This window comes from Streptomyces sp. NPDC034084 (assembly GCF_055575535.1).
Genome location: NZ_JBVISK010000007.1, coordinates 41,528 through 63,794, shown reverse-complemented (window position 1 = coordinate 63,794; position 22,267 = coordinate 41,528). Strand labels below are relative to the sequence as shown.

General features: G+C 72.8%; 22 protein-coding genes. 18 read left to right on the top strand and 4 right to left on the bottom strand.

Annotated elements, in window-relative coordinates; all coding sequences use genetic code 11:
* The first annotated feature begins 1 nt into the window (after nt 1).
* From ACZ51I_RS25095 to ACZ51I_RS25055, 9 genes are all read left to right on the top strand, one after another.
* A complete protein-coding gene (locus ACZ51I_RS25095) occupies nt 2-610 on the top strand; it encodes a riboflavin synthase (protein ID WP_468879800.1) in 609 nt (202 codons plus the stop codon).
* Entirely contained in the window at nt 607-1,242 is a 636-nt protein-coding gene (pnuC, locus tag ACZ51I_RS25090; RefSeq protein WP_468879798.1) for a nicotinamide riboside transporter PnuC, read from the top strand. The genes ACZ51I_RS25095 and pnuC overlap by 4 nt, the downstream gene beginning before the upstream one ends.
* Complete coding sequence (locus ACZ51I_RS25085) at nt 1,239-2,516, top strand: bifunctional 3,4-dihydroxy-2-butanone-4-phosphate synthase/GTP cyclohydrolase II (protein ID WP_468879795.1); 1,278 nt, start codon at nt 1,239-1,241, stop codon at nt 2,514-2,516. The genes pnuC and ACZ51I_RS25085 overlap by 4 nt, the downstream gene beginning before the upstream one ends.
* Nucleotides 2,517-2,546: 30 nt before the next feature.
* On the top strand, nt 2,547-3,032 hold the full coding sequence (gene ribH, locus ACZ51I_RS25080; protein ID WP_053643767.1) for a 6,7-dimethyl-8-ribityllumazine synthase: 486 nt from the start codon (nt 2,547-2,549) through the stop codon (nt 3,030-3,032).
* 35 nt (nt 3,033-3,067) lie between these two features.
* Nucleotides 3,068-3,349, top strand: a complete 282-nt coding sequence (locus ACZ51I_RS25075; protein ID WP_055644610.1) for a phosphoribosyl-ATP diphosphatase — start codon at nt 3,068-3,070, stop codon at nt 3,347-3,349.
* 53 nt (nt 3,350-3,402) lie between these two features.
* Nucleotides 3,403-4,251 (top strand): ATP phosphoribosyltransferase, encoded by an 849-nt coding sequence (hisG, locus tag ACZ51I_RS25070; protein ID WP_468879791.1) that lies wholly within the window; start codon nt 3,403-3,405, stop codon nt 4,249-4,251.
* Nucleotides 4,252-4,295: 44 nt separating this feature from the next.
* Nucleotides 4,296-4,748: a PH domain-containing protein gene (locus ACZ51I_RS25065; RefSeq protein WP_468879788.1), complete on the top strand. Its 453-nt coding sequence runs from the start codon at nt 4,296-4,298 to the stop codon at nt 4,746-4,748.
* 220 nt (nt 4,749-4,968) lie between these two features.
* Nucleotides 4,969-6,438, top strand: coding sequence for a hemolysin family protein (locus tag ACZ51I_RS25060; RefSeq protein WP_468879785.1), 1,470 nt, complete (start codon nt 4,969-4,971; stop codon nt 6,436-6,438).
* Complete coding sequence (locus tag ACZ51I_RS25055; RefSeq protein ID WP_468879783.1) at nt 6,435-7,484, top strand: hemolysin family protein; 1,050 nt, start codon at nt 6,435-6,437, stop codon at nt 7,482-7,484. Before ACZ51I_RS25060 ends, ACZ51I_RS25055 begins: the two co-directional genes overlap by 4 nt.
* A 66-nt stretch (nt 7,485-7,550) precedes the next feature.
* Here the strand turns inward: ACZ51I_RS25055 and ACZ51I_RS25050 are convergent, their stop codons facing one another.
* Nucleotides 7,551-9,470 (bottom strand): AAA family ATPase, encoded by a 1,920-nt coding sequence (locus ACZ51I_RS25050; RefSeq protein WP_468880526.1) that lies wholly within the window; start codon nt 9,468-9,470, stop codon nt 7,551-7,553.
* Between the two features lie 318 nt (nt 9,471-9,788).
* A complete protein-coding gene (locus tag ACZ51I_RS25045) occupies nt 9,789-10,418 on the bottom strand; it encodes a uridine kinase family protein (protein WP_468879780.1) in 630 nt (209 codons plus the stop codon).
* 225 nt (nt 10,419-10,643) lie between these two features.
* Here ACZ51I_RS25045 and ACZ51I_RS25040 point away from each other — a divergent pair, with 225 nt between their 5' ends.
* The 4 genes from ACZ51I_RS25040 to ACZ51I_RS25025 all read left to right on the top strand — a co-directional run bounded on the left by ACZ51I_RS25040 (nt 10,644) and on the right by ACZ51I_RS25025 (nt 15,484).
* Nucleotides 10,644-12,029 carry a peptidase C39 family protein gene (locus tag ACZ51I_RS25040; RefSeq protein ID WP_468879777.1) on the top strand — a complete coding sequence of 462 codons (1,386 nt, stop codon included), beginning with the start codon at nt 10,644-10,646 and terminating at the stop codon, nt 12,027-12,029.
* Nucleotides 12,030-12,909: 880 nt separating this feature from the next.
* On the top strand, nt 12,910-13,692 hold the full coding sequence (locus ACZ51I_RS25035) for an SAM-dependent methyltransferase (RefSeq protein WP_468879774.1): 783 nt from the start codon (nt 12,910-12,912) through the stop codon (nt 13,690-13,692).
* A 198-nt stretch (nt 13,693-13,890) separates the two neighbouring features.
* Nucleotides 13,891-14,037 (top strand): SCO1431 family membrane protein, encoded by a 147-nt coding sequence (locus ACZ51I_RS25030; protein WP_468879771.1) that lies wholly within the window; start codon nt 13,891-13,893, stop codon nt 14,035-14,037.
* 274 nt (nt 14,038-14,311) lie between these two features.
* A complete protein-coding gene (locus tag ACZ51I_RS25025; protein WP_468879768.1) occupies nt 14,312-15,484 on the top strand; it encodes an acyl-CoA dehydrogenase family protein in 1,173 nt (390 codons plus the stop codon).
* Here ACZ51I_RS25025 and ACZ51I_RS25020 read toward each other — a convergent pair.
* The gene (locus ACZ51I_RS25020) at nt 15,447-15,722 is read right to left on the bottom strand and encodes a hypothetical protein (RefSeq protein WP_468879765.1); all 276 of its coding nucleotides are present in this window, start codon (nt 15,720-15,722) and stop codon (nt 15,447-15,449) included. The two genes, ACZ51I_RS25025 and ACZ51I_RS25020, sit on opposite strands and share 38 nt — an antisense overlap.
* Nucleotides 15,723-16,042: 320 nt before the next feature.
* Between ACZ51I_RS25020 and ACZ51I_RS25015 the strand changes: the two genes are divergently transcribed.
* Both ACZ51I_RS25015 and ACZ51I_RS25010 read left to right on the top strand, forming a co-directional pair.
* Nucleotides 16,043-17,104, top strand: a complete 1,062-nt coding sequence (locus tag ACZ51I_RS25015) for an Rv3169 family protein (RefSeq protein ID WP_468880524.1) — start codon at nt 16,043-16,045, stop codon at nt 17,102-17,104.
* 10 nt (nt 17,105-17,114) lie between these two features.
* A complete protein-coding gene (locus tag ACZ51I_RS25010) occupies nt 17,115-18,206 on the top strand; it encodes a phosphotransferase family protein (RefSeq protein ID WP_468879762.1) in 1,092 nt (363 codons plus the stop codon).
* A 9-nt stretch (nt 18,207-18,215) separates the two neighbouring features.
* Here the strand turns inward: ACZ51I_RS25010 and ACZ51I_RS25005 are convergent, their stop codons facing one another.
* Complete coding sequence (locus tag ACZ51I_RS25005; protein WP_352021751.1) at nt 18,216-18,584, bottom strand: hypothetical protein; 369 nt, start codon at nt 18,582-18,584, stop codon at nt 18,216-18,218.
* Between the two features lie 224 nt (nt 18,585-18,808).
* On the opposite strand from ACZ51I_RS25005, the gene ACZ51I_RS25000 reads away from it, so the two are divergent.
* From ACZ51I_RS25000 to ACZ51I_RS24990, 3 genes are all read left to right on the top strand, one after another.
* On the top strand, nt 18,809-19,249 hold the full coding sequence (locus ACZ51I_RS25000) for an Lrp/AsnC family transcriptional regulator (protein WP_024760806.1): 441 nt from the start codon (nt 18,809-18,811) through the stop codon (nt 19,247-19,249).
* A gap of 66 nt (nt 19,250-19,315) precedes the next feature.
* Nucleotides 19,316-20,953: an amidohydrolase gene (locus tag ACZ51I_RS24995; RefSeq protein WP_468879759.1), complete on the top strand. Its 1,638-nt coding sequence runs from the start codon at nt 19,316-19,318 to the stop codon at nt 20,951-20,953.
* Nucleotides 20,954-21,422: 469 nt separating this feature from the next.
* Nucleotides 21,423-22,199: a polyprenol monophosphomannose synthase gene (locus ACZ51I_RS24990; protein WP_468879756.1), complete on the top strand. Its 777-nt coding sequence runs from the start codon at nt 21,423-21,425 to the stop codon at nt 22,197-22,199.
* Nucleotides 22,200-22,267 lie beyond the last annotated feature (68 nt).

Here is a 22,267-nt window from a genome sequence, read left to right as displayed (position 1 = left end):
CGTGTTCACCGGAATCGTCGAAGAACTGGGCGAGGTCGTCGCCGTCGAGCAGCTGGAGGACGCCTCCCGCTTCCGGCTGCGCGGCCCCCTGGTCACGGAAGGCGCCCAGCACGGCGACTCCATCGCCGTCAACGGTGTCTGTCTCACGGTCGTCGAGTTCGGCGACGGCGAGTTCACCGCCGACGTCATGGCCGAGACCCTCAAGCGGTCCTCGCTCGGCGCCCTGGAGACCGGCTCCCGGGTCAACCTGGAGCGCCCCATGGCCGTCGGCGGCCGCCTCGGCGGTCACATCGTCCAGGGCCACGTCGACGGCACCGGCACCATCCTGGAGCGGACCCCGTCCGAGCACTGGGAACTGGTCAAGGTCGGCCTGCCCGCCCACCTCTCCCGGTACGTCGTCGAGAAGGGCTCGATCACGGTCGACGGCGTCAGCCTCACCGTCGTAGAGGTCGCCGACGACTGGTTCACCATCAGCCTCATCCCGACCACCCTCGACCTGACCACGCTCGGCATCAAGCAGCCCGGCGACCCGGTCAACCTCGAAGTGGACGTCATCGCCAAGTACGTCGAGCGGCTGCTCGGCACCGACGCCAAGGAGAACGAGAAGTGAACTGGCTCAACTCCGAGGCGTTCACCGTCCTCGACCAGAAGATCATCTGGTCCGACATGATCGGCAACATCTTCGGCCTCGCCGCCCTCACCCTCGGCTGGCGCCGCTCCGTCTGGACCTGGCCCGTGCAGTTCCTGGCCGGCCTCATCCTCTTCGGCGCCTTCTTCGGCCATCTCGCCGGCAGCGCCGGCAAGCAGGTCGTCGTCATGCTCGTGGCGCTCTACGGCTGGTGGCAGTGGCAGCGCCGCAAGGGCCAGGGGACGGACGGCCAGATCGCCGTGCGCTTCGCCACCTGGGTGGAGCGCGCCGTCATGATCGCCGCGGCCGCCGTCGGCACCGTCGCCGTGGCCCTGCTCTTCGAGGCCTTCCCGAACCTGTCCTGGGACCCGTGGCCCGACGCGTACATCTTCGTGGGCACCATCGTGGCCATGTACGCCCAGGCCCGGGGCATGGTCGAGTTCTGGTTCGCCTGGCTGCTGGTCGACCTGGTCGGCGTCCCGCTGAACTTCGCCAACGGCTACGCCTTCTCCGGCTTCGTCTACGTCATCTACGGCGCGCTCGTCCTGTGGGGCATGCGCGACTGGTGGCTGCGGTCCCGCGCCACCACCGTCCCGGAAGGAGCCCACGCATGAACGCCCATTCCCTCTGGGACGCCACCGACCTCGCCCTCGACCCCGTCGAGCAGGCCATCCGCGACATCGCCGCCGGCCGCCCCGTCGTCGTCGTCGACGACGAGGACCGCGAGAACGAGGGCGACCTCGTCATCGCCGCCGAGAAGGCCACCCCCGAGATCGTCGCCTTCATGATGAGCGAGTGCCGCGGACTGATCTGCGCCCCCATGGAGGACGAGGAACTGGAGCGCCTCCAGCTCCCGCAGATGGTCGAGCACAACACCGAGTCGATGCGGACCGCCTTCACCGTCTCCGTCGACGCCTCGCCCGCCCACGGAGTCACCACCGGCATCTCCGCCGCCGACCGCGCCACCACCCTGCGGATGCTCGCGAGCGGCCACCACGAGCCCTCCGACTTCGTCCGCCCCGGCCACATCTTCCCGCTGCGCGCCAAGCCCGGCGGCGTCCTCGTCCGCAACGGACACACCGAGGCCGCGGTCGACCTCGCCCGCCTCGCGGGCCTCCGCCCGGCCGGCGCGATCGTCGAGATCGCCGGCGAGGACGGCGTGATGCTGCGCCTGCCCGAACTCGTCCCCTTCGCCCGCAAGCACGGCCTGACGATCATCTCCATCGAGGACCTGATCGCCTACCGCCGCTCCGCAGAGCCGACCGTCCGCCGCGAGGCCGAGGTCCATCTCCCCACCGCGCACGGCGTGTTCACCGCGTACGGCTACCGCTCCACCGTCGACGGCGTCGAGCACGTCGCCCTCGTCCACGGCGAGATCGGCGACGGCGAGGACGTCCTCGTCCGGGTCCACTCCGAGTGCCTGACCGGCGACATCTTCCACTCCCTGCGCTGCGACTGCGGCCCCCAGCTCCAGGCGTCCATGGACCGGATCACCGAGGCCGGACGTGGAGTCGTGGTCTACCTGCGCGGCCACGAGGGCCGCGGCATCGGCCTGCTGTCCAAGCTGCGCGCGTACGAGCTCCAGGAGCGCGGCCGTGACACCCTCGACGCCAACCTGGAGCTCGGGCTGCCCGCCGACGCCCGCGACTACGCGGCCGGCGCGCAGATCCTCGGCGACCTCGGCGTCCGCAGCCTGCGCCTGATGACCAACAACCCCGACAAGATCGACGCCCTCACGGGGCACGGCCTCCGCGTCGAGGGCCGGGAGCCCATGCCGGTCCAGGCCGGCGAGCACAACCTCCGCTACCTGCGCACCAAGCGGGACCGGATGGGGCACGACCTTCCCTGGCTGGACGGCTCCCCGGCCTCCACCTGCGGCAACCAGTAACCACGTACGAACGAATCGGCTAGGAGAGACATGAGCGGCAAGGGCGCACCCGTCCTCAGCGTGAAGAACTGCGGCGACCTCCGGGTCGCGGTCATCGCGGCGCAGTGGCACGAGAAGATCATGGACGGTCTCGTCGACGGCGCCCTGCGCGCCCTCGGCGAGCTCGGCATCGACGAGCCGACGCTGCTGCGCGTCCCCGGCAGCTTCGAGCTCCCGGTCGTGGCGAAGGTCCTCGCCGGGCGCGGCTACGATGCCATCGTGGCGCTCGGCGTCGTCATCCGCGGCGGAACGCCGCACTTCGAGTACGTGTGCCAGGGCGTCACCCACGGCCTCACCCAGGTCTCGATCGACACCGGCGTACCCGTCGGATTCGGCGTCCTCACCGTCGACAACGAGGAGCAGGCGCTCGACCGGGCCGGCCTCGAAGGATCCTCCGAGGACAAGGGCCACGAGGCCGTCACCGCCGCCGTCGCCACCGCCACCACGCTGCGCACGGTCAGCGAACCCTGGCGCTGATCACGCGCCCCTTACCCCGTACTCTTAGGACCATCATGGCGAACGGAACCCGTAAAAGCTTCGAAGAGCTCTTCGCCGAGCTCAAGCTCAAGGCAGAGACCGGCGACCCGGCCACCTCCCGCACCGCGGAGCTCGTGGACAAGGGCGTCCATGCCATCGGCAAGAAGGTCGTCGAGGAGGCCGCCGAGGTCTGGATGGCCGCCGAGTACGAGGGCAAGGAAGCGGCCGCCGAGGAGATCTCGCAGCTGCTGTACCACGTCCAGGTGATGATGGTCGCCCGCGGGATCTCGCTCGACGACGTCTACGCCCACCTCTGAGCACGCCCGTACCACCACCCTTCCGCAACTCCCAGGCAAAGGAAGCTCACCCCATGCTGCGCATCGCCGTCCCCAACAAGGGTTCCCTCTCCGGACCTGCGTCGGCAATGCTCCATGAGGCCGGCTACCGCCAGCGCAAGGAGTCCAAGGAGCTGGTGGTCATCGACCCGGACAACGAGGTCGAGTTCTTCTACCTGCGGCCGAAGGACATCGCGATCTACGTCGCCTCCGGGAAGCTGGACATCGGCATCACCGGCCGTGACCTGCTCCTGGACTCCGGAGCCAGCGCCGAGGAGATCCTCGCGCTGAACTTCGGACGCTCCACCTTCCGCTACGCCACCCGCCCGGGCACCGCGAGCGGCCCCGAGGACTTCGGCGGCATGACGATCGCCACCTCCTACGAGGGCATCGTCGCCAAGCACCTCGCGGACCAGGGCATCGACGCCTCCGTCGTCCACCTGGACGGCGCGGTCGAGACCGCGATCCAGCTGGGCGTCGCCCAGGTCATCGCGGACGTCGTCGAGACCGGCACCAGCCTGCGGAACGCGGGCCTGGAGGTCATCGGCGAGCCGATCCTGACCTCCGAGGCCGTCGTCATCCGCCGCCACGGCGCCACGGACGACCACCCGCAGGTCCAGCAGTTCATGCGCCGCCTCCAGGGCGTCCTGGTCGCCCGCTCGTACGTGATGATGGACTACGACTGCCGGGCCGAGCACCTGGAGCAGGCCGTCGCCCTCACGCCGGGCCTGGAGTCGCCGACCGTCTCCCCGCTGCACAACGAGGGCTGGGTCGCCGTCCGCGCCATGGTCCCCGCCAAGGAGGCGCAGCGGATCATGGACGACCTGTACGAGATCGGCGCCCGCGCCATCCTCACCACCGCCATCCACGCCTGCCGCCTCTGACGGCCGCCGGCCCGTACATCCCCCCAGGCACCGAGGAACCCCCGATGTCCCAGTCGACACCGCCCGCCCTGCCGGTCACCTTCCGCCCCGTTCGCACCCGGGCGGTCCTGCTGACCGTGGGCGCCGTGATGTTCGCCGTCATCGTCACCGTCGCGCTGATGCTGGAGCGGCTGGGGCCGGGGGAGCGCGTCAGCTTCTACTTCACGGCCGCGCTGCTCTTCGGCGTCCTCATCCTGCTGAGCCGCCCCAAGGTCGTGGCCGACGAGGACGGCGTCACCGTCGTCAACATCACCAGGACCCGGCGGCTCGCCTGGGCGGAGATCGTCAAGGTCAACCTCCGTCCCGGCGACGCCTGGGTCTTCCTCGACCTGAGCGACGGCACGAGCCTGCCCGCGCTCGGCATCCAGCCCGGCATCGCCAGGGAAGCGGCGATCCGCGACGCCCGCGCCCTGCGTGCCCTCGTCGACAGCCGCGGTACGGGCGCCGAGCAGGCCTGAACCGCCGGGGCCGTCCCCCATCCGGGGCCGACCCCCTGCCCCTCGGGGCGCTCCCATGATTACTCTGGAGACGGTGGTGCCGAGTGGCACCGCCGTCTCGCATGTGCAGGGCCGCCGCCGCGGCCCGCGAGACCACCCTTCGACCCGAGGAGTGACTCCCTCCAGCAATGGACGGATCGTCCGGTAGTACCCTCGCCGCCCCCTCCCAGGAGGCGGCGGCATGATCATCTCCCTTCTGCTGCTCGTCGCGGCCTTCGTCCTCATCCTCGCCAACGGCTTCTTCGTGGCCGCCGAGTTCGGGCTCGTGACCGTCGAGCGCGCCGAGGCCGAACGGGCCGCGGCCGCCGGCGACCGGCGTGCCCGCACCGTCGTCACGGCGCTGCGCGAGCTCTCCTTCCAGCTCTCCGGCACCCAGCTCGGCATCACGATCACCTCGCTCGTCGTGGGCATGCTCGCCGAGCCCGCGCTCGCCGGGCTGCTGCACGGGCCGCTCACCGCGACCGGACTGCCCGAAGGGGCCGTCTCCGGTATCTCGGTGGTGATCGGCATGCTGCTCGCCTCCGCCGTCCAGATGGTGGTCGGCGAGCTCGTGCCGAAGAACTGGGCGGTCTCCCGGCCGCTTCAGGTCGCCCGCTTCGTGGCCACCCCGCAGCGCCGCTTCTCCGCCGTGTTCCGGCCGGTGATCTCCCTCCTGAACCGGGTCGCGAACAGCCTCGTACGGCTCCTGGGCGTCGAGCCCACCGACGAGCTGGACTCGGTCCGCACCCCCGGTGAGCTCGTCTCGCTCGCCCGGCACTCCGCCCAGGCGGGCGCGCTCGAACAGGACACCGCCGACCTCTTCGTACGGACCATGACCCTCGGCGGCCTGACCGCCGAGCAGCTCATGACCCCGCGCGTGAAGGTGAGCGCCCTCCAGTGGGACGCCACCGCGGCCGACGTCGTCAACCTCACCCGGGCCACCGGCCTCTCGCGCTTCCCGGTCTACCGCGACCGCATCGACGAGATCGTCGGCATGGTCCACCTCAAGGACGCGCTCGCCGTCGCCCCGCACGCCCGCCTGCGCACCCCCGCCGGACGGATCGCGGTTCCGCCGCTCCTCGTCCCCGAGACGCTGCCCGCCCAGACGCTCCTGGAGCGGCTGCGCCGTGAGCAGCCGATCGCGGTGGTCGTCGACGAGTACGGCGGCACGGCCGGCGTGGTCACCCTGGAGGACATCGTCGAGGAACTCGTCGGCGAGGTCCGCGACGAGCACGACACCGCCGCCGACGGGCGGCCGGAGCTCGCCGCCGCGCCCGCCGAGGACGGCCGTCCCGCCTGGGAGGCCGACGGCTCCTGCCGGGTCCACACCCTGCGCCGGATAGGCCTCGACGTGCCCGACGGGCCGTACGAGACCGTCGCCGGACTCGTCGCGGACCTCCTCGGCCGCATCCCCGCCCCCGGGGACCGGGCCGAGCTCCCCGGCTGGCGGCTCTCGGTCCGCCAGGTCGACCGCTACCGCGCCGAGCGCGTACGGATCGTCCGCACGGCCCCGGACGCGGAACCGCCCGGCACGCCGGGGTCGGACCTGGGCGGGTCGTCCGCCCTGGACCGTGACGCGGTCGGGTCGCCGGTCCCGGATCGTGAGCCGGTCGGCTCGTCGGCCTCCCCGGCGCCTCCCTCCGCGCCCGTCCCGGCGGAGGCGGTCCGATGAGCACCCTGCAACTCCTCTTCGCCGTCCTCCTGGTCCTCGCCAACGGCTTCTTCGTCGGGGCCGAGTTCGCCCTCGTCTCCGTCCGGCGCAGCCAGATCGAGCCGCTCGGGAGCGCCAGGGCGCAGCGGGTCCTGTACGGCCTGGAGAACCTGCCGCAGATGATGGCCGCCGCCCAGTTCGGCATCACCGTCTGTTCGCTGACGCTCGGCGCCGTGGCCGAGCCGACCGTCGCCCACCTCCTCGAACCGGTCTTCCACACGATCGGCGTCCCGGAGGGGCTGATCCATCCGCTCGGCTACGTCATCGCCCTCGCCGCGGTCGTCTTCCTCCACCTCGTCATCGGCGAGATGGTCCCGAAGAACCTGGCGATGGCCGACCCCGAGCGCACCGCCCTCTGGCTGGCCCCCGGCCTGGTCGGCTTCGCCCGGCTCTGCCGACCGGTCACGGCCGCGCTCGGCGCCTGCGCCCGGCTGGTCCTGCGGGCGTTCAACGTCGAGCCGAAGGACGAGGTGGAGGCGGTCTTCACCAGCGCCCAGCTCGGCCGCCTCGTGGAGGACGCGGGGCAGGCAGGGCTGCTCGACCCGGCCGAGCAGGAGCGCCTGGAGGACGCCCTCGAACTGGGCAGCCGCCCGGTGACGGACGTCCTCATCGCGCCGGCCTCCCTCGTCACGGTCCCTCCGTCGGTGACCCCGCGCGAGATCGAGGAGCTGACCGTACGCACCGGGTTCTCCCGCTTCCCCGTCCGCGCCGAGGGCCGGGTGACCTTCATGGGCTTCGTGCACGTGAAGGACGTCCTGGACCTGGAGGAGCGGGAGCGGGCCGTGCCGCAGCAGCTGTGGCGGCCGATGGCGACGCTCCGCGCCGAGCTGCCGCTCGACGACGCCCTCACCGTGATGCGCCGCGCCGCCACCCATCTGGCGCAGGTCGCGGACGGCTCGGGCCGGGTCCTCGGCCTGGTCGCCCTGGAGGACGTCCTGGAGATGCTGGTGGGCGAGGTCCGCGACCCGGCGCACCGCGTGCATCGGGTCCCGGCGGCCAGGCCCTAGGGGGAGTCTCGTCGATCGTGCCGGTCTCGCCGCTCCCTGATCCGGCCTGATCGACAAGACACCCCCCTAGTAGCCCGGAGGCTCCTGCTGGGGGCCGCGGTCGACCGGGCCGCGGCCCGACAGGACCTCGCCGTACGCCTGCATGAGGTCGGCGAGCCGGAGGGTGGCGAGGTCCTCCCGGCCCGGGGGCGTCGGGTATCCGGAGAGCCGCAGGTCACGGTAGGCGCAGGACTTCTCGTACAAGGTGCGCAGGAAGCGGCCGTTGCCGAGCTCGTCGATCCAGCCCTGCTCGACGACGTGCCCGCTGATCGAGCGGAGCTCGTCGAGGGACTCCTCGTCCCAGCGGTCCCCGTTCGCCGCCGCGAGGACCTCGCCGATGGCGGTCAGTTCCAGTGGGCGGTACGAGGGGAAGTCGACCCGGGTGGTGAACCGGGAGGACAGGCCCGGGTTGGTGCTGAGCAGCCGGTCCATGCCCTCGGGGTAGCCGGCCAGGATGACCACGAGGTGGTCGCGGTTGTCCTCGGCCCGCTTCAGGAGCACCTGGAGGGCCTCGTCGCCGTAGGCGTCGCCCTTGCTGTAGCCGGTGTTGGAGAGGGCGTACGCCTCGTCCACGAAGAGCACCCCGCCGACCGCCGAGTCGATCAGCTCGTTGGCCTTGACCGCCGTCTGGCCGAGGAACTCGCCGACGAGGTCGGCTCGTTGGGCCTCCACGAGATGGTCGCCGCCGAGCAGCCCGAGGGCGTAGAAGACGCGCCCCAGGATCCGGGCGACCGTGGTCTTCCCCGTCCCCGAGGGGCCCGAGAAGACGAAGTGGCGTTTGGGCGGCTGGACCGGAAGGCCCTGCCCGGCCCGGAGCCTCGCCATCTCCAGCTGCGCCGAGAGCGCCTTGACCTGGCGCTTGACCGGTTCGAGTCCGACCATGCCCTCCAGCTCGGCGAGCGCCTCGGCGAGGAGCACCGGATCGGTGGGCCCCGCCGTGAAGCGCGGCGGCATCGGCTGGCCGGGAAGCGGGGCCTTCTGCCGTACGGTCTCGGGCGGCGGGACGGGGGCGGCGGGCGGCACCGGTTCGGGCGCGAGCAGCAGCCCGTCGCCGACCCCGCCGGCGTCGGGCTCGGCGCCCGGCACGGTGTCCACCGCGTCCTGGCCGAGCCCCCCGCCGAGGGTGCCCCTCGCGACCGTCGCGAGGCCGGCGGGGTCGTCCACCCCGTCGTACCCCTCGAAGCCGTCGTACTCGGTGATCGCCGCGAGCCGCGCCGCCGTGTCCATGAACGCCGGGTCGATCCGGTGCACGGCCCGGTAGAGCGGCAGCGCGGCGGCGCTGCGGCCGGTGCCCTCGTGGGCCCGCGCCAGCCAGTAGCGCAGCTCCTTGCGCTGCGGCTGTTCGCTGCGGCACCGCATCAGGGAGGCCGACAGGAGCGGCTCGGCCTGGCTGTACATCTCCAGGCGCACCCGCGCCATGCCGCCGAAGAGGCCGGCCTCGATGCCGAGCAGCGGGTCGTCGACGAGGGGCTCGGTGTGCCGGACGAGCTGGTCCCAGTCCTTGACGAGATAGGCGCGGCAGGCGTGCAGGAAGCGCACCTGCGGATCGGTGTCGACCGGGGGGAGGCCCGCGAGAGCCCGGTCGAGCTCCGGGACGTGGCGGCCGTCGAGCCAGTGGGAGGCGTGCGCGAGCAGCAGGTCGCGCGGGCTCTCGAGGACCGGCTGCACCCACCAGCCCAGCCAGTACCAGGAGTTCAGGGTGCGCCGGTACCGGGTCCGCTGCTCGCCGAAGCGCTCGCGGTTGCGGTACATGCGCAGCAGCGCGGTCGTGGTGTCGGCCCGGAGGGCGTGCAGCCCGAGCCAGGCGTCCGCCATCCCGGGGTCGATCCGTACCGCCGTCCGGAACTCGTCCTCCGCCTGCGGGTACGCGCCCATCGTGTAGGCGTCGACTCCGCGCAGCCAGGCGAGCTCGGCCGGGGCCTGCGCGCCCTGCGTGCCGATGTCCATCGGGTCCCCCACAACCGTCATCGCATGGACGGGATTTGACCGCACCTGGGGCATCGTACCTGCGCAGGGGGTGCCCGCTTAAGGAGAAGCGCATGATCCGGAAGCGGTGACCCTGGGTGAGCGTCAGGGGCCCCGGAGGGGGCGGAAGGGGCCCTGAGAAGGGCTCCGGAGGCAGAACGAAGCCCCCGATCACGGGGGAACAACCGGGGGCTTCGTGTCCGCGGCGGCTCCGAAAAGCCGCACATTCAGAACGTAAGACCTGTACGGCCCTTGGGTCAAGCGAAGTTGAGGCACTTGCGGAAGCGGACTTCCGGCCCCTCAGTTCACGGACATGAAGCCGTCACCGTGCGTGATGATCTGGTGTGCGCCCGGTGTCACAGCCGGCCCGGGAAGCCAGTCGTACCCCTCCTGGCACTCCCGTACCAGGGTGTCGGCGGAGGGCCGGGAGGGGTCCTCGCGGAAATGGCGAGTCTCCGCCACGGTCCAGCCGTCCCAGAAGGATGCCTGCTCCGGTCCGTCGCGCCGGCGGCCGCGCAGCCAGGACTCCTCCGCGCCGCGCTCCATCCACAGCAGCCACGCCAGGAACGGCCGTACCTCCCGCCGTCCGGCACCCACACCCTCGACGAGGACCACGGGCGCCGACGGCAGCGTCCGCGCCTCCCCGAAGCGCCGCAGCCGCCAGTCGTACGGGTGGTAGGAAGCGGCCTCGCCCCGCGAGAGCGGCTCCAGGACCTGCTCCCGCAGCCGGCCGGTCCACGCGAAGAGCTCCTCGTGGGTGGCGAGGTCGTCGAGGTGGAGGACGGGGGCGTCGTCGAGCGCGGCGGAGAGACGGGCCGCGAGGGTGGACTTGCCGGAGCCGGCGTGCCCGTCGACCGCGACCAGCCGGACCGGTCCGCAGGAGGGCGGCAGCCGGAGCAGCGCGTGCGCCGCGCGGTCGAGGTCGTTCATGGCCCCAGGGTAGGGGAGGGGGAAGCGCCGCAGGTCAGCGAGATACCGCCGCCAGTGGTAGGGACCAATATTGGTGCGGCGACGCGTGGCGAAGTGCTGGCGGAGGCGCGGCGGGAGCCGGGATAGTGGGCCCGCGCAGCCCCGCCCGTCCACCGGCGCCGAGGTCGTACGCCCACGCCCCGGCTCTCTCGTACGCCCACCGTTCTCGACTGGGGGTCACCGCCCATGACCAGCTCCACCCCGCGCAGAACCGTCCTCGCCGCGGCGCTCGCGGCCGCCGCGGGAGCGACCGCGGCCGGCCCCGCCACCGCGGCCGGCCCCGACTGCGCCGCCTCCGACTGCGCCGCCGACGACGCCCAGCGGGGCCACGCCCCCGCCGCCGGTCTCGTCGACAACCGCTTCTGGTCCTCGTACACGGACTGGAGGTGCGGCACGACGGCCGGTACGAAGGCGGTCGCCGGCCTCCGCCCCGGCCTGGTCCTCGCCACCCCCGCCGGGCGCGTCGACTACACCGATCCGCACACCGGCCGCACCTCCGCCTGGGAGTACGCGAGCTGGACCTCGCCCGTCCACACCCCCACCGTGCCCGCCACCGAGGTCATCGCCTCCTGGAACGCCGCCACACCACCCGGCACCTGGCTCCAGGTCGAACTGTCCGGCACGTACTCGGACGCCACCGCCACCCCCTGGTACGTGCTCGGCCGCTGGGCCTCCGGCGACGGTGACATCCGGCGCACCTCCGTCGACGACCAGACCGACGGCAGGAGCACCGTCTGGACCGACACCTTCGCGATCGACGACGCGGCGAGCGGCCTGCGGCTGAGCTCGTACCGACTGCGCCTCACCCTCTACCGCACGCCGGGGAGCGACCTGACCCCGACGGTCTGGCGGCTCGGCGCCATGGCCTCGGACATCCCGGACCGCTTCACCGTCCCGGCCTCCACACCGGGCCTCGCCCACGAGCTGGCCGTCCCGCGCTACTCCCAGAACATCCACGTCGGCCAGTACCCCGAGTACGACAACGGCGGCGAGGCCTGGTGCAGCCCGACCTCCTCCCAGATGATCGTCGAGTACTGGGGACGCCGGCCCACGCCGGAACAGCTCGCCTGGGTGAACCCGTCCTTCGCCGACCCCCAGGTCTGCCACGCGGCCCGCTTCACCTACGACCACCAGTACCAGGGCTGCGGCAACTGGCCCTTCAACGCCGCCTACGCGGCCACCTACCCCGACATGAACGCCGTGGTCACCCGGCTGCGCTCGCTCACGGAACTCGAATCCCTGGTCGCGGCCGGCATCCCGGCCATAACGTCCCAGTCCTTCCGCAAGGAGGAACTGACCGGAGCGGGCTACGGCACCTCGGGCCACCTGATGACCGTCATCGGCTTCACCCCGACCGGCGACATCATCGCGAACGACCCCGCCTCCCCGAACAACGAGGCCGTCCGCCGGGTCTACCACCGACGCGAGTGGGAGAACATCTGGTTGAGGACAAAACGGTACGACGCGAACGGCAAGGTCAGAGGCGGTACGGGCGGGGTCTGTTACCTCTACTGGCCCCACAAACCGACGCCGGGCCGGCAGCGCGTGCTGAGGTCGCTCGGGCTGGCGTGAACACGGCCGGACCGGATGGGCGCGGTGATCATCGGGTGCCAGAGTCGGGACGTGCGCAGTGATGAGGCCCGCGTGCAGGGATCTCCGTCACCGACCTGGCTCGGGAGCGGTGGGGAGGCGGATCGTCGGCCTGTCCGCGAGGGTCGCCAACGCGGACGAGGTCGCCGCATGGCTGTGCGCCCGCCTGGTCCGTACCACCTGGCGGCCCGCGCGGCTCACCTGGCAGCTGCCCGTCCTGGCCCCGGTCGGCGAGGCGGACTGGGCGGCGCGGGTCACCGTCCGTACCGAGGCAGCCGTACGCACCGCCCGGCAGGTCACCGAGGACGGCGGCAGCGTCCTCGCGTTCTGCGGCAGCAAGCGCCGGGTCGGGACCACCCTGGCGGCGGACCGGGCCCCCGGCGTGGACGCCGAAGCGCCGAAGCCGTGGAGCGGCTGTGCACCGAGGCGGGGGTGCGGCTGCACTACCGGGAGTGCCGTACAAGCGGGAGGCCGAGCAGGCCATCCGCGCCCGCGAGGCGGAGATCCGGGGTCGCCGCCTCCACGGTGGCGGCCGGCGTCAACCTCCCGCCCGCGCGGTGATCGTCCGCGTGTGTGGAACAGTACGACCACCGCCCTGCACCTCGCCGACGGCGAGGAGACCACCCTTGCTCCTGCCGCCCGCCGATCCGGTCGACGCGTCAGCGGGCTGCCGTGGCGCGGCCGTCTGCACCCGCGGTGACCGGATGGCGTCCGGGTGGCTCGGAGCGTACGCGGCCATCCGGGCCTGACCCGCGGTTCCCGGCGGGGCCGGACGGTCCCCTGCGACCGCGGTGGACCAGCGGTCGCCGCAAGTAGGTATCCGCGTAAGGGAGTTGCGCGGGCGCTGCGCTACGTTTCCGGTGTGACCGACATCGAATCGAGCATCGACACGTCCCGGCCGCACACCGCCCGAATATGGAACTACTGGACCGGCGGGAAGGACAACTACCCGGTCGACCGGGAGGCCGGTGAGCAGATCCGGGCGCTGCATCCCGGGATCGGGGAGTACGCGAAGGCGGACCGGCTGTTCCTCGGGCGGGCGGTGCGGTACCTGACCGAGCACGAGGGGATCCGGCAGTTCCTGGACATAGGCACGGGGCTGCCGAGCGCCGACAACACGCACGAGGTCGCCCAGCGCGTCGCACCCGAGTCGCGGGTCGTGTACGTGGACAACGACCCGCTCGTCCTCGCGCACGCCCGCGCGCTGCTGGTCGGGACGCCCGAGGGCGCCACCGACTACCTGGACGCCGATCTGCGGGACGTCGACACGATCCTCGCCGCCGCGGCGAAGACGCTCGACCTCTCGCAGCCCGTCGCGCTGATGCTGCTCGGGGTCGTCATCTTCGTCGAGGACGACGAGGAGTCGTACGCGATCGTCCGCCGGCTCATGGACGCCCTCGCGCCCGGCAGCCACCTCGTCCTGTCCCACACGGTCACGCACCCCGACATGCCGGACGTCGACGCGGCGGTGGCGTTCTGGAACGAGCACGGCACCCCGAAACTCACCCAGCGGACCCCCGCCGCCGTCGCGCGCTACTTCGACGGCCTGGAGCTGCTGGAACCCGGGGTGGTGTCCTGCTCCGCGTGGCGGCCGGAGACGGAGGCCCCGGACGTCGCGATGTACGCGGGCGTCGGCCGCAAGTGACGCCGGGGCCCCGCCTGCGGACGGAAGTGGTGTCCGGCACAGGAGGGGCGTGCCCTCCCTCCCGCCCCGACCGCCCCTCGGCCGCCCCGCGCAAGGCCTCCGACCCTCTCGGCGGCGTTCTGAGGCGGCGCGGCGGCCCCGGGGGACGTGACGGACATCTCTACCCCGGGGCCGCCCCCTTGGCGCAAGGTGGTCGCCATGACCTCCCTCGCCTCCTCCCGTCTCCTCACCCGCGCACGGACGGGCGGCCCCCGCGACGACGGCCCCAAGATCCTGGAGCACGTCCTCGGCTGGACCCTGGTCGTCCTGCTCGCCGTCCTCGTCACCCGCGCGGGCCTCATGTGACGCGGTCGTGATCCACCGGGAGCCGTGTGGATGCGCAGTGGCCGCGTGATCCACCGGCAGTCGCGCGGATCCCCGGTGGCCTCGTGATCCTCTGGCCCCCTGCGATCGCGTGATCCACCGCCAACCGCGCGGGTCCCCTGCGATCGCGTGATGCAACGGCAACCGTGTGGATCCCCCGCGACCGCGTGATCCTCCCCTCCGGAGCGGGCATACTCCCCGCGTTCTCGGCACTCCGCGCGCGCCCCGCGCGCCCGGCAGGGAGGAGCGTCCGGTCATGGCCGACAGCACCGCGGACGGCGTGGAGCGCCGGCTGCCCACCGACGAGGCCCGGGAACTGCTCTCCCTGGTGCGTGACATCGCCCGGCGGGAGATCGCCCCGCACGCCGCCGAGGAGGAGGCCGCCGGCCGCTTCCCCCGCGAGCTGTTCACGCTGCTCTCCCGGTCCGGGCTGCTCGGCCTGCCGTACGACCCCGAGTACGGCGGGGGCGGTCAGCCGTACGAGGTCTACCTCCAGGTCCTGGAGGAGCTCGCCGCCGCCCGGCTCACCGTCGGGCTCGGGGTGAGCGTCCACAGCCTGTCCTGCCACGCGCTCGCCGGCTTCGGCACCGAGGAGCAGCGGGCCGCGCACCTGCCCGCGATGCTGGGTGGCGGTCTCCTGGGCGCCTACTGCCTCTCCGAGCCCTCCGCAGGATCGGACGCGGCGGCCCTGCGGACCCGGGCCGTCCGGGAGGGTGACACCTGGGTCGTCGACGGCACCAAGGCCTGGATCACCCACGGCGGCATCGCGGACTTCTGCACGGTCATGGCCCGCACCGGCGGCCCTGGCGCGCGCGGCGTCACCGCCTTCCTGGTGCCGGGGGACGCGCCGGGGCTGAGCGCCGCTCCACCCGAGCGGAAGATGGGCATGAAGGGCTCCCCGACCGCGCAGCTCCACTTCGACGGCGTGCGGGTCGGCGACGACCGCCGGCTCGGCGGCGAGGGGCAGGGCTTCGCGATCGCGCTCGACGCCCTGGACTCGGGGCGGCTCGGCATCGCCGCCTGCGCCGTGGGGCTCGCCCAGGCGGCCCTGGACGAGGCCGTCGCGTACGCGAGGGAGCGCCGTCAGTTCGGCCGGCCGATCGCCGACTTCCAGGGGCTCCGCTTCCTGCTCGCCGACATGGCGACCCGGATCGAGGCGGGCCGGGCGCTGTACCTGGAGGCGGCGCGGCTCCGGGACGAGGGGCGGCCCTTCGGCCGGTGCGCGGCGATGGCCAAACTCTTCTGTACGGACGCCGCCATGCAGGTCACGACGGACGCGGTGCAGGTGCTCGGCGGGTACGGCTACACGGCGGACTTCCCCGTGGAGCGGTATCTGCGCGAGGCGAAGATGCTCCAGATCGTCGAGGGCACGAATCAGATCCAGCGCGTGGTCATCGCCCGTCACCTGGTCGGACCAGAGTCCCGCTGACCCGTACGGTGCGGTCCGCCCAGACCGGTCCGGCGGCGAGCCGGGTCCACTCCTGGTCGCGGTGGCCGGGCAGGGTGCGGCCCTCGCTGGCCCAGAGCGAGAGCACGTCCCGGTAGATGGGCGGGTCCGCGGGGGCGGCGGGCATGATCTGCGTCGGCGGGTGTGCGTGCGTCTGCGTCTGGGCGGGGACCGGTACGGGCACCGGAGCCGCCACCGGCACGAATCCGGGCGCCGCCACCGGCGCGGGGGCTGCCGCGGGCGTCGGAGCAGCCGGGTGAGGAACCGATTCTTCACCGCGCGGTTCGGCCTGCCGATGCCGACCGTAACCGCTGGGAGTGGTGTACAGCGTGGTCATGCCCGGACCAACGCGCCCCGGCGGCCGGGGTCACCGCCGAACGGATTCGAGCGGCAGTTCGCCCGGTACCCGGTGCACGGGCCTGGCCCCTCGGGTGACAGCTGACGTACCGTCAGATCTTCCCGACGACCAGGAGGTCAGCCGTGGACGACGACCGGCCCGTCGCGCTCGACGAATACCCCGTGCACCAGGCACCGCTCTCGATGAAGCACCACGTCAGCGGCGACCGCAACGCCTACGACCGGTGCATCTTCCACGTCTTCGACCACGCCGGCCGCGCCCTGCTCATCGCGGGTCTCGGGGTCTACCCCAACACCGGCGTCATCGACGCCTACGCCACCCTGCGCACCGGCGACCGGTTGCACGCCGTCCGCGCCTCCGACGCCCTGGGCGACGACCGCATGAACCTCTCCGTCGGCCCGCTGACCATCACCGTCGACGAACCCCTCGAGCGCCTCTCCCTGCACTGCGCGGCCGACCCCGACGAGCCCGGCGGGCTTTCCTTCGACCTGGCCTGGACCGGCGACTTCCCCGCCGTCTGGGAACCCCACCACACCCAGCGTCACGGCGGGCGGCTCACCCTCGAAGGCCGCCGCTTCGTGCAGGCCGGGCACTGTGCGGGCACCATCAGGGCCGGCGGCGAGGAGTTCACCGTCACGGCGGGGGAGTGGACCGGCACCCGCGACCGCAGCTGGGGCGTCCGCCCGATCCCCGGCGAGGAGCCCGGCCGCGCCGCCGAGTCCCGCCCCGAGGGCTTCCACTGGCTCTGGATCCCGATGCGCTTCCAGGACCGCTTCCTCATGATCATCGCCCAGGAGGACGCCGACGGCTACCGCACCCTCAACGAGGCCCTGCTCGTCCGCGACGGCCGCCGCGACACCCAACTCGGCTGGCCCCGCACCGACATCACGTACCGTCCGGGCACCCGCCACCCCGAAAGCGCCACCGTCCACCTCACCGACCCGGCCGGGAAGCCCCTGGAGATCGGCGTCGAGATCCTCGCCTCCTCCCCGCTCGCCGTCGGCGCCGGATACCCGCCCGCCACCGACTGGCAGCACGGGACCTGGCAGGGCCGCGGCTGGACCGACCGCCGCGTCTACGACCTCTCCGACCCCGCCGCCCACCCCATGGCCGCCTACGGCGTCACCGACCACGCCGCCCGCTTCACCCTCGACGGCCGCACCGGCTACGGAATCTTCGAGCACGGCTCCTTCGGTCGTCACGACCCCAGCGGCTTCACCGACCACACCTCGACCGCCCACTGAGGAGCGCCCCTTGGCCACCGCCCCGCGCCCCCGCACCACCACCCGGGACCCCGAGGAACTCGGCCGGCGGCTCACCGCCTGGCTGGGCCGGCACCTGCCCGGAGCCAGGGTCACCGGCCTCGCCGTCCCCGGCTCCAACGGCATGTCCAGCGAGACCCTGCTCTTCGACCTCGACCACCCGGACGCCCCCGTACGCGGCTGCGCCCTGCGGCTCGCGGCCGACCCCGCCGCGTACACCGTCTTCCCCGTCTACGACATGGCCCGCCAGCACCGGGTGATGCGCCTCGTCGGCGAGCACACCGACGTTCCCGTGCCGCGCGTGCTCTGGCTGGAGGAGGACCCCGAGCCGCTCGGCGCCCCCTTCTTCGTGATGGCCCGCGCCGAGGGCCGCGTCCCGCCGGACGTCATGCCCTACACGTACGAGGGAAGCTGGCTGCACGCCGCCACCGACGCCGAACGCGCCCTCCTGGAGGCCGAGTCGGTCTCCGTACTGGCGAGGCTGCACGACCAGTTCCCCGCGAAGGAGGCGGAGTTCCTGCTGCCCGAAGGCACCGGGAGCCCGCTGCGCCGCCACGTCGACGCCCAACGCGCCTACTACGCCTGGGTGGTGGACGGGCTGGCGCCCTCGCCGCTCATCGAGTCGGCCTTCGCGCGCCTCGAGGAGCTCTGGCCGGCCGACGAGGGCCCCGCCGTCCTCGGCTGGGGCGACGCCCGCATCGGGAACATCGTCTACGACGGGTTCACGCCGGCCGCCGTCCTGGACTGGGAGATGGCGGCGTACGTCCCCCGCGAGGTCGACCTCGGCTGGACGGTCTACCTGCACCGCTTCTTCCAGGACCTGACCGTAGACTTCGGGCAGCCGGGACTCCCGGACTTCCTGCGGCGCGACGCGGTCGAGCGGCGGTACGCGGAACTCACCGGGCACACCCCGCGCGACATGGACTTCCACACGCTCTACGCGGCGCTGCGGCACGCGATCGTGATGCTCAGGATCGCGTACCGACAGGCCCACTTCGGCGAGGTCGAGGTGCCCGGTGATCCGGACGGCCTGATCCTGCACCACGCCTCACTCGCGGCGATGGTGCGGGGGAGCTACTGGTAGCCGAGGAGGTCAGGCCGCGCGCCGCATCTGCGGCACCCGGATCGGACGCGAGCCCGGACCGCCGACGTGCGAGAAGGGCTGCGTGCGCCAGTCGAGCCCCTGGGGGAGCGTCAGGAGCAGCGCGGTGTCCTGCTCCTGGACCCCCAGGACGTCGTCGGCGGGGCGGGCCTCGGAAGCCGCGAGGCCCGTGCCCGGGCAGACCGTCAGGACGAAGGGGTTCCACGGCGTCGGGCAGAGCGCGTGCTCCGGCAGCGCGTCCTCGTCCGCGAGCAGCGCGATGGGCTGCACGCACTCCGGGCAGACGACCCGGAACATCTCAAAGGTGTCGTACGCGTCGAGCTCGTCGGACGTGTCGACCGAATCAACAGGCTCCTGCATTGGGATCTCCCCCTCGGCTGGGTCGGCCGGATCTGTGCGGCCCCGACCACAGCAAGCACTTCCCATACGAGCCCGTGCATAACCGTGAGGCGGCGCCCCAGGCCCGGCCCAAACCTGTGGCGTTCGTCACATGCCCGTCGCAGGTGCCCCGTGACCGCCCATAGCGGCCCATACGGGCCGCCCCCGGCGGTGCCGCGGTCCGCGCGGAGCAATAGGGTCACCGCATGGAGGAGCTGGATCGTCAGATCGTGGAATTGCTCGTCAAGGACGGGCGCATGAGCTACACCGACCTGGGCAAGGCCACCGGCCTGTCCACGTCGGCGGTGCATCAGCGCGTCCGCCGCCTGGAGCAGCGCGGTGTCATCCGCGGCTACGCCGCCGTCGTGGACCCGGAGGCCGTGGGCCTGCCGCTCACCGCGTTCATCTCGGTCAAACCCTTCGACCCCAGCGCCCCCGACGACACCCCCGACCGGCTCGCCGACATCCCGGAGATCGAGGCCTGCCACAGCGTCGCGGGCGAGGAGAACTACATCCTCAAGGTCCGGGTCGCCACCCCGCTGGAGCTGGAGCACCTGCTCAGCCGCATCCGCTCCCAGGCGGGCGTCTCCAGCCGCACGACCGTCGTCCTGTCCACGCCGTACGAGGCCAGGCCGCCGCGCATCTGACCCGCGCGGCCCGCGAGGAGGGACCTGCCGGACAAACCGGGTCCCGGCAGGTCCTAGCCTTGTCGCATGAGTGAGTCCACGCCTCCTTCGTCTCCCGGCGAACACCGCACCGTGCTGCTGCGCGGTGGAGAAGTCCACAGTCCCGCCGACCCCTTCGCCACCGCCATGGTGGTGGAGCGCGGTCACGTCGCCTGGGTGGGCTCGGAGGGCGCCGCCGACGCCTTCGCATCCGGCGTGGACGAGGTCGTCGACCTGGAGGGCGCGCTCGTCACCCCGGCGTTCGTCGACGCGCACGTGCACACCACGGCCACCGGCTTCGCCCTCACCGGACTCGACCTCTCGTCCGCCGCCTCGCTCGCCGAGGCCGCCGGCCTGATCCGGGCCCACGCCGCCGCCCGCCCCGAGGACCGCATCCTCATCGGCCACGGCTGGGACGCCTCGCGCTGGCCCGAGCGCCGGCCGCTCACCCGCGCCGAGCTCGACGAGCTCACCGGCGGCCGTCCGCTCTACCTGACCCGGATCGACGTCCACTCGGCCGTGGTCACCACCGCCCTCCTGGACCTCGTGCCCGGCGTCCGTGACCTGGACGGCTTCCACGACGGACAGCGGCCGCTGACCGGCGACGCCCACCACGCCGTGCGCGCGGCCGCGTTCGGCGCCGTGTCGCCGCGCCAGCGCACCGAGGCCCAGCGCGCCGCCCGGCAGAAGGCCGCCTCCCTCGGCATCGGCACCCTGCACGAGTGCGGCGGACCGCGGATCTCCTCCGAGGAGGACTTCACCGGCCTCCTGGACCTGGCGCGCGAGGAGGCCGGGCCCCGGGTCGTCGGCTACTGGGCCGATCTCGACATCGAGCGGGCGCGGGCCCTGGGCGCCCTCGGCGCGGCCGGCGACCTCTTCGCCGACGGCTCCCTCGGCTCCCACACGGCCTGCCTCCACGAGCCGTACGCCGACCACGCCGGGCACCGCGGCTCGGCCCACCTGGACGCGGCCGCCATCGCCCTGCACGTCGTCGCCTGCACCGAGGCGGGCCTCCAGGCCGGCTTCCACGCCATCGGCGACGCGGCGGTGACCGCGGTCGTCGAGGGCGTCAGGGCCGCGGCCGAGAAGCTCGGCCTGGCCCGGATCCGGGCCGCCCGGCACCGCGTCGAGCACGTCGAGATGCTCACCCCCGAGACGATCGCCGCCTTCGCCGAGCTGGGGCTCACCGCCTCCGTCCAGCCCGCCTTCGACGCTTTCTGGGGCGGCGAGGAGGGCATGTACGCCGACCGGCTCGGCGCCGAGCGGGCCCGCACCCTCAACCCGTACGCCGCGCTGCTGCGCGCCGGTGTGCCGCTGGCCTTCGGTTCCGACAGCCCGGTCACCCCGCTCGACCCCTGGGGCACCGTCCGGGCCGCCGCCTTCCACCGGACCCCCGAGCACCGGATCTCCGCCCGCGCCGCCTTCACCGCCCACACCCGGGGCGGCTGGCGGGCCGTGGGCCGGGACGACGCGGGGACCCTGGTCCCCGGCGCCCCCGCCGACTACGCGGTCTGGCGCACCGAGGAACTCGTCGTCCAGGCGCCCGACGACCGGGTCGCCCGCTGGTCCACCGACCCGCGCTCCGGAACGCCCGGTCTGCCCGATCTGTCGCCCGGCGCCGAGCTCCCCGCCTGCCTCCGGACGGTGGTGCACGGGCAGACGGTGTTCGTACGGCCGAACGAGTGATGTGGGGACATTTCGCACCCCGGATCACCGCTCCGCACGTTTGTCCCCGACCTGCGGATCTTCCCCTCCGGCCTGGCCTTTTGTGTCATCTGCCCAGGTCAAACGGGTGTTGACAGTCGCCGGGCGGGGGCGGGTAGGTTCTCCGCGTCCACCACAGGACGTCCGACCGGACCGCACCCCCACGCCATAGCCGAACGCCGCCCGCGCCTCGGCCGCGAGGGAAGGTTTCTCCGGCGGAAGGTGCGACCCGGGTGGGGCCCGGACGTTCAGTAGACAACGGCTCTCGGTCGACCCGCAGCCAGCGGATCCCAGGTCGGACCGAAGGACGCCGGGCCCCGCACCGCACGTCACCCGCGGGCCGCGCCCCGCGAGGGCCGCCACGTCACCCGTCCCACCCGACCCGCCGCGCCGGAGCACCCCGGGGACCTCGCTATGGTGGGGGCCTGCGTATGTATCCGAAGGGGCAGTAGTGAACGACGGTGGCCAGAGGCGTTACGGCCCGCTCGGCAAGGCCTTGGTGATCATTCCGACCTACAACGAGGCGGAGAACATCAAGCCGATCGTCGCGCGGGTCCGGGAAGCCGTACCCGAGGCGCATGTTCTCGTCGCCGACGACAACAGCCCTGACGGCACGGGCAAGTTCGCGGACGAGATCGCGTCCGAGGACGACCACGTGCACGTCCTGCACCGCAAGGGCAAGGAAGGGCTCGGCGCCGCCTACCTCGCCGGCTTCCGCTGGGGCATCGAGCACGGCTACGGCGTCCTCGTCGAGATGGACGCCGACGGCTCCCACCAGCCCGAGGAGCTCCCGCGGCTGCTCACCGCCCTCAAGGGCGCGGACCTGGTCCTCGGCTCCCGCTGGGTGCCGGGCGGCCGGATCGTGAACTGGCCGAAGTCCCGCGAGTTCATCTCCCGGGGCGGCAGCCTCTACTCGCGCGTGATGCTCGACGTGCCGATCCGCGACGTCACCGGCGGCTACCGGGCGTTCCGCAAGGAGACCCTGGAGGGCCTGGGGCTGGACGACGTGGCCTCGGCCGGCTACTGCTTCCAGGTCGACCTGGCGCGCCGCGCGGTCGCCGCCGGCTTCCACGTCGTCGAGGTCCCGATCACCTTCGTGGAGCGCGAGGTCGGCGACTCGAAGATGAGCCGCAACATCGTCGTCGAGGCGCTGTGGCGGGTCACCGGCTGGGGCCTGACGGCGCGGGCGGAGAAGGTCGGGAAGCTGCTCGGCCGCAAGGCCTCCTGAGCGTCGTCCGGCTTCCTTACCGGCCCTCGCCCTGACCCTCCCGCCCGGATCCTTCCTTTACGACGTTC